The organism is Brevibacterium linens ATCC 9172 (assembly GCF_900169165.1).
Taxonomy (GTDB): domain Bacteria; phylum Actinomycetota; class Actinomycetes; order Actinomycetales; family Brevibacteriaceae; genus Brevibacterium; species Brevibacterium linens.
Map to the genome: position 1 here is coordinate 37,391 of NZ_FXYY01000001.1, position 12,452 is coordinate 49,842.

General features: G+C 61.9%; 11 protein-coding genes and 1 pseudogene. 4 read left to right on the top strand and 8 right to left on the bottom strand.

What is annotated here, in order from left to right:
- Window positions 1-192: 192 nt before the first annotated feature.
- Together BLIN9172_RS00180 and BLIN9172_RS00185 are read left to right on the top strand one after the other, a co-directional pair.
- On the top strand, window positions 193-612 hold the full coding sequence (locus BLIN9172_RS00180) for a transposase (RefSeq protein WP_164742806.1): 420 nt from the start codon (window positions 193-195) through the stop codon (window positions 610-612).
- Window positions 609-1,040, top strand: a complete 432-nt coding sequence (locus BLIN9172_RS00185; RefSeq protein ID WP_101553328.1) for an IS3 family transposase — start codon at window positions 609-611, stop codon at window positions 1,038-1,040. Before BLIN9172_RS00180 ends, BLIN9172_RS00185 begins: the two co-directional genes overlap by 4 nt.
- Here the strand turns inward: BLIN9172_RS00185 and BLIN9172_RS00190 are convergent.
- The 7 genes and pseudogenes from BLIN9172_RS00190 to BLIN9172_RS18390 form a co-directional block, all read right to left on the bottom strand.
- Window positions 1,009-2,318 (bottom strand): annotated as a pseudogene (locus tag BLIN9172_RS00190) (ISL3 family transposase). The gene BLIN9172_RS00185 and the pseudogene BLIN9172_RS00190 overlap by 32 nt on opposite strands.
- An 89-nt stretch (window positions 2,319-2,407) precedes the next feature.
- Window positions 2,408-2,800: an ATP-binding cassette domain-containing protein gene (locus tag BLIN9172_RS00195; RefSeq protein WP_101553329.1), complete on the bottom strand. Its 393-nt coding sequence runs from the start codon at window positions 2,798-2,800 to the stop codon at window positions 2,408-2,410.
- The gene (locus tag BLIN9172_RS00200) at window positions 2,800-3,573 is read right to left on the bottom strand and encodes an ABC transporter ATP-binding protein (RefSeq protein WP_197021774.1); all 774 of its coding nucleotides are present in this window, start codon (window positions 3,571-3,573) and stop codon (window positions 2,800-2,802) included. Before BLIN9172_RS00200 ends, BLIN9172_RS00195 begins: the two co-directional genes overlap by 1 nt.
- On the bottom strand, window positions 3,570-4,676 hold the full coding sequence (locus tag BLIN9172_RS00205; RefSeq protein WP_240811940.1) for a branched-chain amino acid ABC transporter permease: 1,107 nt from the start codon (window positions 4,674-4,676) through the stop codon (window positions 3,570-3,572). The genes BLIN9172_RS00200 and BLIN9172_RS00205 overlap by 4 nt, the downstream gene beginning before the upstream one ends.
- A 5-nt stretch (window positions 4,677-4,681) precedes the next feature.
- Window positions 4,682-5,548 (bottom strand): branched-chain amino acid ABC transporter permease, encoded by an 867-nt coding sequence (locus BLIN9172_RS00210; RefSeq protein WP_025780096.1) that lies wholly within the window; start codon window positions 5,546-5,548, stop codon window positions 4,682-4,684.
- Between the two features lie 87 nt (window positions 5,549-5,635).
- A complete protein-coding gene (locus BLIN9172_RS18385) occupies window positions 5,636-6,196 on the bottom strand; it encodes an ABC transporter substrate-binding protein (RefSeq protein WP_257904145.1) in 561 nt (186 codons plus the stop codon).
- The gene (locus tag BLIN9172_RS18390; RefSeq protein ID WP_257904146.1) at window positions 6,106-6,777 is read right to left on the bottom strand and encodes an ABC transporter substrate-binding protein; all 672 of its coding nucleotides are present in this window, start codon (window positions 6,775-6,777) and stop codon (window positions 6,106-6,108) included. The genes BLIN9172_RS18385 and BLIN9172_RS18390 overlap by 91 nt, the downstream gene beginning before the upstream one ends.
- Before the next feature lie 447 nt (window positions 6,778-7,224).
- Here BLIN9172_RS18390 and BLIN9172_RS00220 point away from each other — a divergent pair, with 447 nt between their 5' ends.
- Window positions 7,225-7,968: an SDR family oxidoreductase gene (locus tag BLIN9172_RS00220; protein WP_101553332.1), complete on the top strand. Its 744-nt coding sequence runs from the start codon at window positions 7,225-7,227 to the stop codon at window positions 7,966-7,968.
- Window positions 7,969-8,019: 51 nt separating this feature from the next.
- A complete protein-coding gene (locus BLIN9172_RS00225; RefSeq protein ID WP_101553333.1) occupies window positions 8,020-9,219 on the top strand; it encodes an acetyl-CoA C-acyltransferase in 1,200 nt (399 codons plus the stop codon).
- A 200-nt stretch (window positions 9,220-9,419) separates the two neighbouring features.
- Here the strand turns inward: BLIN9172_RS00225 and BLIN9172_RS00230 are convergent, their stop codons facing one another.
- Entirely contained in the window at window positions 9,420-12,371 is a 2,952-nt protein-coding gene (locus BLIN9172_RS00230) for an HNH endonuclease (protein ID WP_101553334.1), read from the bottom strand.
- Window positions 12,372-12,452: the final 81 nt, after the last annotated feature.

The window sequence follows — 12,452 nt, forward strand, 5'->3', positions numbered from 1 at the left end:
CATCCGAAAGACCTCGACGTGGCCAAGCCTACTTACTCGACCCCTGACCTCACGACATTCTGCCGACTCGACACCCTCGACCTCACCTGCACCGGCCAAGACATCACCGGGCACAAGGCCATCTTGGAATGCTGAATCGCCCCGGGGATAATAGAGGCAGGGAGATTGGAAGAAGGAGATTCTCTCTTGCCAGTGAAATACACCGACGAACTCAAGGCTCGTGCCGTCGAGCTCGTCATCCACGCCCAGGCCGACCCCGACACCGCGAACGGAGCGATCACCCGTGTCGCGAACGAACTCGGTCTGAGCAAAGAGACCTTGCGGGTCTGGGTGCGAAAGCACAAGGATTCCGGCAAAGCCACACCGGCCGAGTCGGTCGACCTGGAAGCGGAGAACCGTCGGCTCCGGGCTGAGTTGGCCGAAGCGAAGCGGGCCAACGAGATTCTGAAGAGAGCGTCGGCTTTCTTCGCGGCGGAGCTCGACCGCCCATCGAAGAGGGGGTACCTCCCGCTTGCGCGGGAATCGTCGCCTTCATCGACGACAATCGCGACGAGTTCGGAGTCGAGCCAATCGTGCGCGCCCTGTCCGGGACTGCGGCACGGATTGCTGTGAGCTCGTATTACGCCTACAAGAAGCGTCAACCATCAGCCCGGGCCCGCCGGGACCAAGCACTGATGGTGGTCATCCAGGATGTCTATGAGGCGAACTATTCCTGCTATGGAGTGCGGAAGATGTGGAAGGCGATCAACCGCGAGTACGCCGATCAATTTGGTCCGGTGGCCCGCTGCACGGTGGAACGGTTGATGCGCCAGTTGGGTATCGACGGAATCCGGCGGAAGCGGAAGCGTCCGAAGACGGCCTCAGCACGTGCTGAGGAATGTCCGGATGATCTCGTCGAACGCGAGTTCGCAGCACCGGCACCCAACTGTTTGTGGGTTGCGGACATCACGTATGTTCCGACGTCTGCTGGGTGGGTGTACACGACGTTCATCCTTGATGTTTTCCGGCTCATCGTAATTGAGAGTGTAGAACCGGCCTGAAGCCACCGGACTCGAGCAGACACCTCGCGATGTAATGCGTGAGGTTGCGGAATCCCAGCGCGGACCCACGTAGATGCTCGAGCCTGCCGTTGATCGCTTCAGTGGGACCGTTCGACGTTCCCGGTCGGGTGAAGAACGCGAGCACATCAACAGCTCGACGCTTCAACGTTCGTCCTAACCGTTTGAGCTCGACAAGTTCGGATGGCAGATTCGTTGTCAGGGCGTCGATGACCGTTTGCAAGAGTCTCTTGCCCTCTTTGCGGTCCGCGGTTCGGTAGGCGCCGACAATGTCTTGGTAGACGGCCCAGGTGACTTCGACTTCGGTGAAGTTCGGGTCAGCGAAGAGGTTCGCGATTCTTTCCTGCTGCTTGGTCGTGAGTAAGCTGCTGCCCGTGTGCAGAGTTCTTCTTGCCCGGTACAACGGGTCCTTTGCTCGTCCGCGATGGCCGGTTGTCTCTTGCTGAACTCGGCGACGTACCTCGTCGAGGGCATCACCGGCGAGTTTGACGACGTGGAAGGGGTCCATGACTTCGACAGCGTCGGGCAGTTCCTCAGCTGAGGCTGTTTTGAAGCCGGAGAATCCGTCCATCGCGACGACGTCGATGCCCTCACGCCAGTCTTTCGGTCGGGCTTTCAACCATTGTTTGAACACCTGCTTCGAACGGCCAGCCACCATGTCGAGCAGGCGTGCCGGGCCTGTTCCCTCGCTGATCGGGGTGAGGTCGATGTGACGGTGACGTACTTGTCACCACGCCGGGTATGCCGCCATACATGCTCGTCGACACCAATGACGCTGACCGCGTCGAAACGAGTCGGGTCGTTGATCAACAACCGCTGACCTTCAGCGAGGACAGCGGAGTTCGCGGTGTGCCAGGACACGGCGAGCTTGCGTGCAATGACGGACACGGTGTCGTGATCGATGACGAGGGCACGCAGCGCCCAGTCGAGGCCGGTTCGCGAGATCTTCGCTCGTGGTGGTGCCGCGGCTGTGGCGTCTTGGCGCCAGACGCGGCCACACTCGATGCATTTGTAACGGCGGAGGCGAAGATGAAGCGTAGTTGGTCGGTGGCCGAAAGGTTCGTGGGCCAGCTGGCGGACGACGGTGTCGCGAATGATCCCGTGGCCACCGCACCGTCGGCACCAGTCATCAGCAGTGTTGGGCTGGCATTCCAAGATGGCCTTGTGCCCGGTGATGTCTTGGCCGGTGCAGGTGAGGTCGAGGGTGTCGAGTCGGCAGAATGTCGTGAGGTCAGGGGTCGAGTAAGTAGGCTTGGCCACGTCGAGGTCTTTCGGATGGATTGTGTGAGAACTTCCATCATCGGAAGACCTCGACGTCTATCCGCGCAGCGACTCGCCGTGTCCTGGAATCACCGATCTACACTCTCAATTACGAAGAGCCACATATCGAGCACGTCAGAGTAGATCTCTTCGGTTCGAGAACCGTTCCGGTGAGGATATGACCCCAGACGCAGATTCTTCTCCACCGACATCTTCCCGAACAGGTGACGGCCCTCGGGGCAGTGCGCGATACCGGCCTTGACGATGGCATTCGCGCGTGCTCGATGCAGCGGCCGTCCCTCATAGGTGATCGAACCGGTACGGACCCGCATCAGTCCGCTGATGGTCTTGAAGAGAGTCGTCTTGCCTGATCCGTTCGCGCCGAGGACCACGGTGAGCTCTCCGGGCCGCGCAGTGATGCTCACGCCGTGGAGCACATCGGCGGCATCGTATCCGGTGCTGACATTGTCGAGAGTGAGCATCAGTCCTCCTCCTGTGCTGTCGAACCGAGATAGGCACGGATGACATCCGGATTCGACTGGATCTCCGCCGGTGCACCGAGCGCCAGCTTCTGCCCGTGATCGAGGACGAGGATCGTGTCCGCGAGGTCCATGATCATCGTCATCTTGTGTTCGACGAGCAGGACGGAGACCCCTCGCTGCGGCAGGGAGCGGATGAGGTTGCCGAAGTCGACGGTCTCCTCTTCGGGGATGCCGCCGGCCGGTTCGTCGAGCAGCAGCAGCTCAGGCTCCGTGGCCAGGGCCATGGCCACTGCGGTGCGCTTCTGAACCTCCTGCGGAACATTGGACGCCAGATCGTGCCGATAGTCCGCGACTCCGCAGAACTCGAGAGCTTCCATCGCCTTGTCCTCGTTGATCCGTGATTCACGACGGTGGCGAGGAGTGTGGAAGACAGCGTCGAAGACAGTGGACTTCGAACGGACGATCCGACCGGCCAGGACGTTCTCCAACAGGGTGCTGTCGTCGAACAGATTCGTCGTCTGGAATGTGCGCGCGATACCGCCGGCCACCGTACGGTGCGGGGACGAATGAGTGATGTCGTCACCCTTGAAAGTGATGGTCCCCGCGGTGGGTCGATAGAAGCCATGGACGAGGTTGAACAGCGTCGACTTGCCTGCTCCGTTGGGACCGATGACAGCGGTGATCTGGCCCGCCTCGACGTCCAGGTCGACGTCCTTGACCGCATCGAGTCCGCCGAAGCGCTTACCGAGGTCTCGTATTTCCAGCATTGTCATTTCGTCTCCTCGGACGACGGGGTGCTTCCGGTCCGGCCGACACTCGAGTCGACTCCGTCGGCGACGTTCCGTGCGCGGTGGTCGCCCGTTCCGCCGGAGGTCGAAGCATCTGTCGATTCATGATCATCATCGGCACCGCGGGCAGATTCGGCCCTGCGTCGTCGATTGCGTCTGTCGACGATACCGCCGAGGTAACCGACGATTCCCCGCGGTGCGAAGATCACGAGGGCGACGATGATGGGGCCCAGAACGATGAATCGATACGCCTGGAAGTCCTGGAACAGTTCGAACAGGAATGTCACGATCATGCTCCCGAGCAGGGGACCTGCGACAGTGCCCATTCCTCCGACGAGGATGAACATGAGGAATTCGAAGGTCTTGTCGATCGTCGCCGAATCGGGTCCGATGAAGCCGACCACGGATGCGTAGAGACCTCCGCCCATCCCTCCGAAGACAGCGGATGCCGCGAAGGCGAGCTGTTTGCTGAAGCCGACACGCACACCGATCGCATCCGCGAGATCTTCACTCGTTCTGATGGTCAGCAGCGTGCGGCCCACGCTTGAGCGCCGAATCGCGTACGTCGTGTAGACACAGACGAGCAGAACGGCGAAGACGAGGTAGAACATCGCAGTGGGGGATTCGAAGTCGATGAGTCCTCCGCCTTCGGGGAACTTCACATTGTTGACTCCGGAATGTGCATGAGTGACGGACTCCCAGCGGCTGATGACGAGGAAGATGATGAAGCCGATGGCCATGGTGAAGATGGCGAAGTATTCGTCCCTGGTCCGCAGCGCAATCAGCCCGCAGAGGTAGCCGATGACCGCGGTGCCGATCACGGACACGCAGAAGGCAGCCCAGAAGGACCAGTCGTAGTCGGTGGTGAGCAGCCCCACCCCGTAGGCGCCGATGCCGAAGAATCCGCCTTGAGCCAGATTCAGCTGACCGGTGAAGCCGAGGATGATGTTGAGACCATAGACGGCGATCGCCGCACACATGCCTACGGTGATCACCCGCATCGTGTAGTTCTCCTGCCCGAACGCCAGGGGCGTGAGGCCGAGCAGGATGATGACGGCGATGGTGCCGATGATTCGAGGATTCTTCATGGAGTTCATCGCTGCACCGCCTTCGTGAACAGTCCGTTGGGCTTGATGGCCAGCACCGCCACGAGAACGACGAATGCCACGGCCTCGCCGACCGCTGAGGAGATGTAGGTCGCTGTCATCGTCTCGGCGATCGCGAGTGCGAATCCGCCGACGATGGCCCCCGGAAGAGATCCGAGCCCGCCGAGGATGATGATGGCGAACACCTTGAGGTTGAGTGCGTCTCCCATCGTCGGTGACAGAAGATTGATCGGTGCGACGAGTCCCGCCGCGATGGTCGCGAGCACGGCGGACAGACCCAGCGTCAGCATCGCGACCATCGACGGGTTGATGCCGACGAGCGATGCACCGACGCGATCCTGTTCGATCGCTTCGATCGTCTGACCGTGGATGGATCGTTTGATGAACCACGCCAGCAGCGCCAGCACGATCACAGCGGTGACGATGATGACGATGCGCTGCGCAGAGATCTCGGCGCCGAGTATTCGCAGCTCGCCGGTGATCGGAGTGTCCATGCGGCGGAAGTCGGCGCCCCAGATCGCTTGAGCCAGAGCCTGGAAGAAGAACATCGCACCGACTGCCGCAATCATGTGGTGAGTGTGCGGGGAGTTGCGCAGGGGGTGGAACACGAGACGTTCGAGCCCGACGCCGACGACGAAGAGCACGAGCGCCGCGATGCCGATCGCCGCGATATAGGGAACACCGACAGTTGTGAGGAAGAAGTAGGTGATGTAGGCGCCGAGCATATACAGCGCACCGTGAGCCAGGTTGGGAATGCGCAGCACTCCGAACACCAAGGTCAGACCGATCGCGGCCAGGCAGTAGACGCCGCCCAGCGCAAGGCCGTTGAAGAGCTGTTGGATGAAGAGGGTCATGGTGAATCGGGTCCTCTGCAGGCATGAGTGCGGCCCGGGTGAGGCGCACGGACGCGCCTCACCCCTGGGAGATGCCGCTGACGGAGATTACTTGTCGTCGGATGCCTGTTCGATCGGCACCTTCGTGTATTCGCCGTCCTCATCGAGGAAAGTTGCCTCCAGGTCGGGGTTGAGGAGGTGCCCCTGCTCCGTGATCTCATCGGGGAAGCCATTGACTTTGTATTTGTCATCGACCTCCGGCAGTGCTTCACCGATGGCTTCCCTGATCTTCTCGGGGTCGTCCGTCGTTCCCGCAACCTCCATCGCCTTGGCGATGATCGCTATTCCTTGGTAGTTCAGTGCCGTTTCGCTGGTCGGGACCTTCTTCTCACCGGCCTTCTCGGCGAACTTCTTCAGGAAGTCTTCGGTGCCCGGATCCTGATATTCGGAGACGGGCAGAACTCCGACCGAGTTCTTGAGATTGTCGAGCTCCGTCACCGTCGCCATCTCATCCAGTTTCGCCTGGTCCATGACGAGGAAGCTGCCTTCGAAGCCCTGCTTGCGAGCTTCTTCCATGATCAGAGCGGTCGGTTGGGATGGTCCGCCGACGAAGATCGCGTCGGGCTTCTCGGCCAGGGCTTTCGAGACGGGCCCCGCGAAATCGGACACGGTGGCATAGTCGATGCTGTTGTCTCCGCCGACCTTTCCGCCGGCGTCGCTCCGTGTTCCATGGCGGTTTCGGAGAACTCCGTCGCGTAGGATTCGAAATTCGGGGGAATCATCATCGTCAGAGGATTGTCCGCCTGCACGATCGCCGGATCCGAGGTGTATGCGGAGATGAGGAAGTTCGATCTGCCGCTGTTGATCTGCTGAATCGCCTTGATCGCTCCGGCATTCGGGGAGACGACCACCGGGGCCTTGTCCTGGTCGGCCAGTCGTTGAGCATTGCTGGCGGCAGTCGACGGTGCGTATTTGTCGTCGAGGGACTTCAGCTCCAGAGTCACGGGTTCGCCATCGACCTCGACACCGTCCGCATTGAGATCGGCGATGGCCATTTCGAGGCCGATCTTCACGTTCTCACCGTACGCGGCGCCTCCTCCGCTGAGGGGTCCGGTGTAGCCGATGACGACTGAGTCGCCCTCACCCGAGCCACTACCACCGCCGCCGCACGCGGTGGCGGTCAAGGCGATGGCACCCATGATTGCGGCTGCCGATAGTCTGCGGCGGCGACTTCGCGAGACAGAGTTCATCTTTTCTCCTTTGAAAAGCTCTTGGAACACGTTTGCTCCACACGTTTCCCGAGCCGTCGTCAGTGACCGTGCTCGGAGTCGTCGTCAATCCGTAGTGGACTTCGACTGATGTGAACACTTCCAAATCACTCTGGTGAAGTCAATGGTTTTGAGCTAGATTTTTGAACGTTCGATAATCTTCGGGATCGGATGTGGCCCGGAGGGCATAAGACGAGGTCGGGCGACATGTGCGCAGAAACGTCGGGAGATGTTTCGGGTCGCTGACGCGTTCGAGGCGGCTCTCTGTCTGAAAGGTGAGCAAACAATCGTTCAGTGGCGGATCTGGTCTACAGTGGGCATAACTGCATGCGAGATCTGTGTCACATCAGGTCCGATGCGGACGCGAACCGCAGTTGATGACTCGGTTCCCTTCGGCAATGACGCAACATCATCTTTAGGAGCGTGTTCATGACTCGTACTGCAATCGTCACCGGTGGAGGCCGCGGCATCGGAGCCGCCATCGCCAAGCGGCTCGGAGCCGACGGACTCAAGGTCGCCGTCCTCGATATGGGTCCGACCGACGATACCGTCGCCGCCATCAAGGGCGCCGGCGGCGAAGCTCTCGGACTCGAGGCCGACGTCTCCGACGAGAACTCGGTCGATGCCGCGGTCAAGCAGGTCGCCGAGACCCTCGGTGCGCCGACCGTTCTGGTCAACAACGCCGGTATTCTGCGCGACAACCTCCTGTTCAAGATGACGTACGAGGAGTTCAACAAGGTCCTCTCCGTCCATCTCGGCGGAGCTTTCCTCATGGCGCGGGCCGTCCAGTCCTACATGGTCGACGAGAAGTTCGGCCGCATCATTTCGATGTCGTCGACCTCGGCGCAGGGCAATCGCGGACAGACGAACTACTCCGCCGCCAAGGCCGGTATCCAGGGCATCACGAAGACCTGGGCGATCGAGCTCGGCAAGTTCGGCATCACCGCGAACGCCATTGCCCCCGGCTTCATCGAAACCGACATGACCAAGGCCACTGCCGAGCGCGTGGGGATGGGGTTCGACGACTTCGTCGAAGCTTCGGTCAAGCAGATCCCCGTGGCCCGTTCCGGAAAGCCCGAGGATATCGCTCACACGGCATCGTTCCTCGCCTCCGAAGGCGCCGGTTTCGTCTCCGGTCAGGTCATCTACGTTGCCGGCGGTCCGAAGGACTGATCGCCGCCGTCCTCGCGACGGGTTCACGAACATCTTCGAAAGGTGAGAACTATGAGAGAAGCAGTCATTGTGTCGACGGCCCGCACGCCGATCGGCAAGGCCTACCGTGGTGCCTTCAATGACACCCAGGCTCAGGAGCTGGCCGGCCACGCGATCAAACACGCCGTGGAACGGGCCGGCCTCGAAGGAGGCGAGGTCGAAGACGTCGTCTTCGGTGCCGCTCTGCAGCAGGGCAGCCAAGGTACGAATGTCGCTCGGCAGGCGGCACTGCGAGCCGGACTTCCTGTCACGGTCCCCGGAATGTCGATCGACCGGCAGTGCTCGTCCGGGCTGATGGGCATCACCACCGCGGCGAAGCAGGTGCTCTTCGACGGCCAGGAGATCGCTGTCGGCGGTGGCGTGGAGTCGGTGTCGCTGGTCCAGAACGACAAGATGAACATGTTCCGGGCCAAGGATCCGTGGCTCGAAGAGCGCGTCCCGGGCATCTACTACCCGATGCTGGCGACCGCCGAGGTCGTTGCCGAACGCTACGGTGTCAGCCGTGAGGCTCAGGACGAGTATTCTCTGTCCTCGCAGCAGCGCACCGCCGCCGCTCAGGAAGCCGGTCGGTTCGACGACGAGATCGTGCCTCTGCCGACGACGAAGGTCGTCGTCGACAAGGAGACGAAGGAGACCTCGCGTCAGGATGTGCTGCTCGAAGCCGACGAGGGCAATCGGCCGTCGACGACGCTCGACAGCCTCGCCGGACTCAACCCGGTTCTCGAGCCCGGTGTGGCATCGAAGGTTCCGAGCATCACCGCCGGCAACGCCTCTCAGCTCTCTGATGGAGCCTCCGCTTCGGTGGTCATGTCGAGCGAAGAGGCCAGCCGTCGCGGGCTCGAACCGTTGGGGGTCTATCGCGGCATGGCCGTGGCCGGGTGCGAGCCGGACGAGATGGGCATCGGACCTGTGTTCGCCATTCCGAAGCTGCTGAAGACCCATGGTCTGTCGATCGATGACATCGGGCTGTGGGAGCTCAACGAGGCGTTCGCTGTTCAGGCGCTGTACTGCCGCGACCGGCTCGGCATCGACCCGGAGAAATACAACGTCGACGGCGGCGGCATCTCTGTGGGACACCCCTACGGAATGACCGGTGCCCGGCTTGTCGGGCACGCCCTCATCGAGGGACGTCGCCGCGGAGTGAAGTACGTCGTCGTCACGATGTGCATCGGCGGGGGACAGGGAGCTGCCGGACTGTTCGAAGTCTGCTGAGGCATTCCCTCGGCAGCTGCGCAAGAGCGAAGGGCCGACGATATTCGAGTCGATTCTGACCCGATGTCGTCGGCCCTTTCTGCGTCGACGAGCGGTGTGGATGCCGACTTCTCGCCGGTGGTGTGCCGACAGTGAGCCGTCAGCGGTGATGAAGTCGTCGTAGTCGGACGTCAACGGAGGCTCGTTGCGCAGTACACCTTTCAGAATGGTGGAGGTTCGCCGGAGTCCCAGAACCAATCGCGCAGCTCCGGGCCGTCCTCGTCGTCTGGCAGGGCGCCGGACGGTCCGCCGGTTCTGCTCGGCGAAGACACCGGTGTGAATGCGCAGAGATCCCCGGCAACGAGTTCCCTCCAGCCGGGGGTGCCTTCGGCTGCCGCTGGTTCAGGGCATTCCCGCGCCCGTTTCCGATCGCCGGGAGCCGGGTGCTTCGCATCTGCACCGCCGCTCTGGGCCGTCGATGGCTCAGTGCCAGATCCCCGCTCAGAGTCAGATCCCCGGTCAGTGTCAGATCCCCGCTCAACGTCAGAGTCACGCTCAGCGCCAGTATCACTTTCGGGCGCTCGCGCATGGCCGTGGGCGGATGGATCCTCTGTGCTCGACTGCTCCACTGTGACCGCTCGGCACTGTCGTGCGAGGCCACTGCCGAATCGTTCGAGGAACAGCCGGGCATGCTCGACGCTGATGGGGTTGTCCGGTGAGACGACCTCCACGGTCACACCCTTGCGGAAGACATACTCCAAGTGGCCGGGTTCGGTCATCCGCACGTCGAAACTGCCGTTGGTCTTCTGCTGGTGATGCGCCTTGCAGAGACAGTGGAGGTTGCCGAAGCGAGTGAGTCCGCCCTGGGTAGGGTCGGAGTGATTGAACGGGTCAATGTGATCGACCTCTGTCACCTCAGCTGGTTGAGTGCAGCCGGGGAATGTGCACGTCGCAAACTGAGCAACAAGTGTCTTGCGCACGCTGTTGGGAATCGCGTAGGACGCTGCCTTCGCGTCGACAGGTGTCCCGGTCGCCGGGTCGGTGAGCAGCCTGGTCCATGTGGTGGAGTAGCCGGCGACCCGTCGTGCCATGTCGGCAGGGATCGGCGACCCGCTTGGAAGCATACCCGCCAGATCGCACACCTCACTTGAGGTCAGCGGTACGTCAGGGCCTGTGGGCTCTGCTCTTGGAGTGATCGGGGGCGTTGGTGACTCCGTGGGAAGCGGAGGAGCTGAGGCGTCCGTCGTCGGTGGCGGTGCCGCGACGGCTGGCGGAGGAGCTGAGGATTCCCCGGTCAGTGGTAGTGCACCCGGGGGATCCGTGGGCGACAGCGGAGGACTGCCGTCTTCCGACTGGAATTGGCTGAGCAGCGTCAGCAGAGGAACGGTGATGAATGTGCTCGCCTGATTCGCCAGCCAATACTCACTGGTCGGCATATCCAGGAGGAATTCGAAGCTGATGCGGCGCTCGCCGGCATCGAGGATGGGATTGCCGAATGCGTCGACAGCGCCTGCTGATGCCGACTCGGAGCCCTCGGCGGCGGGGCGAGCTCCACTGGCACGCGAGCCGATGAGAGTCGAGAGTGATTCGGCCGCGTCAGGATCGGTCGTGCTGTTGCTGCTGAGGACGGCTTCGAGCAGCTGGGACTCGAACGTGCGTCCTGCCGGAGTGATCGGCGCATTGGGGCGGGATTCGCTCTGTGCTGAGGCTCCCGAATCGGCCGACGCGGCTTGCGTCGGTGCCTCGTAACCATTCTTGTCCATGTCGTCGAATACCCGCTCGATGTAGTCGAGCAGGGCCTCGCCTTCGTGCATCGGGGTGCCGTCGGGGCCGGCGAAGAGGCCGTCGAGAGAGAAATCGGAACTCGTCGACGAGCCGTCTGCGTCATTGGTGCTGATGATGCGCAGCTTCAGCTGAGGACGCGTGCGCGTGAGGATGTCGAACATCAGGGCAGAGATCGACCGTTCCTCATCGAAGCAGTCGCCTGCCTTGAGCTGGCTCGTGAACGCACTCGTATTGTTCTTATGCACTGCCCGGCAGAAGGTATCGAGCCTCCTGAAGCAGGCCTGAAGTTCTGGGGCGGGACCGGTCAGTGTGAGGTAGGCAGTTCCGTCGTCGCCGGTGCTGAAGTCGACCCGACGCCGCAGCGATACGCTCTTCACCGTATCCTCGGCCGGCTGAAGCGCGGCGATCTTCAGCGCGACCGAACGTTTGAACGTCTCGATCGTGATGTCGGCGCGCCTGTGAGCCAGATAGTCGTCGAGCGCAGGCAGATGCTCGAAGTGCAGGTCTCGGCACGCGCGGGTCACACAATCGACATGCTCGATCGTGAAGTCTCCATCCAGACAGCGTTTGAGGAACCGCGGAAGCCCGTGCGCCAGCGTCATCGACGACGTCATGTGCTGGAGCGATCTGCTCGTGGTCGCACCGAGCAGGGTCGAGTACACGCCCGCCTCAGTCGGCTCGATATTGCTGCGCAGCCATGCGAAGAAAGTCATTTCCGGGTCAAAGCCTGGAAAGTCAGGCAGCAGAGCAGGATCGGACAGGAACTCCTCGGCCAACTTCCGGACTCGACGGAGACGGCGACCGGCGGCACGGTCCTTCTTCGGCCCAGCGCTGATGCCGATCTTCGTACCCGATTCGGCTTCGACCTGAGCCACAGCTCGTGTCCACGCCAGATTCTCTCGGTTGGTCCAGGTCCTGCGCGTGGAGAAGAGGTCGTCGGAAGGGAGGTCGACTGCGCAGATCTTCTGGTCGATGGCATCGCAGTCGCGGCTTCGGTGCGAGCCGACGGCACCGTCGGCTGCTTGGGTCTGAGCCTTCTTCTCGCCGAGGCCGGCAAGTGTTCTGCCGGTTTCAGCCGAGGAGTGACGGGTACAGGTCTCGGTGAATGATGCGAATTCATAGACTGCGTCGGGATGGCATCCCAGGAGCCCGAGAGCATAGGCAACATCCTGTGCAACGGCACGACTGGTGGCGACCATGGAGTTGATCTGCGCGAGACTGCTCTGCGTATAGGCATCCAGCAGGTCGACGAGGTCACTGTCTTCGGCCTCTTCCATGCGACGCCCGTGCGCACGACGGAACTGGGACAGGGTCCGACTGTCTGCCTCTGCTGAGGGAGCGGCAGGCAGGAGCGACGTCCGTCCGTCGTTGTCTCCGATGTTCTTCATCGGTGTCTCACCTCTCCACGCCTCTGTGGAAGTCGCTCGTCGGGAAATCGCCTATCTCAATTATATGATCTGCAGGCATAT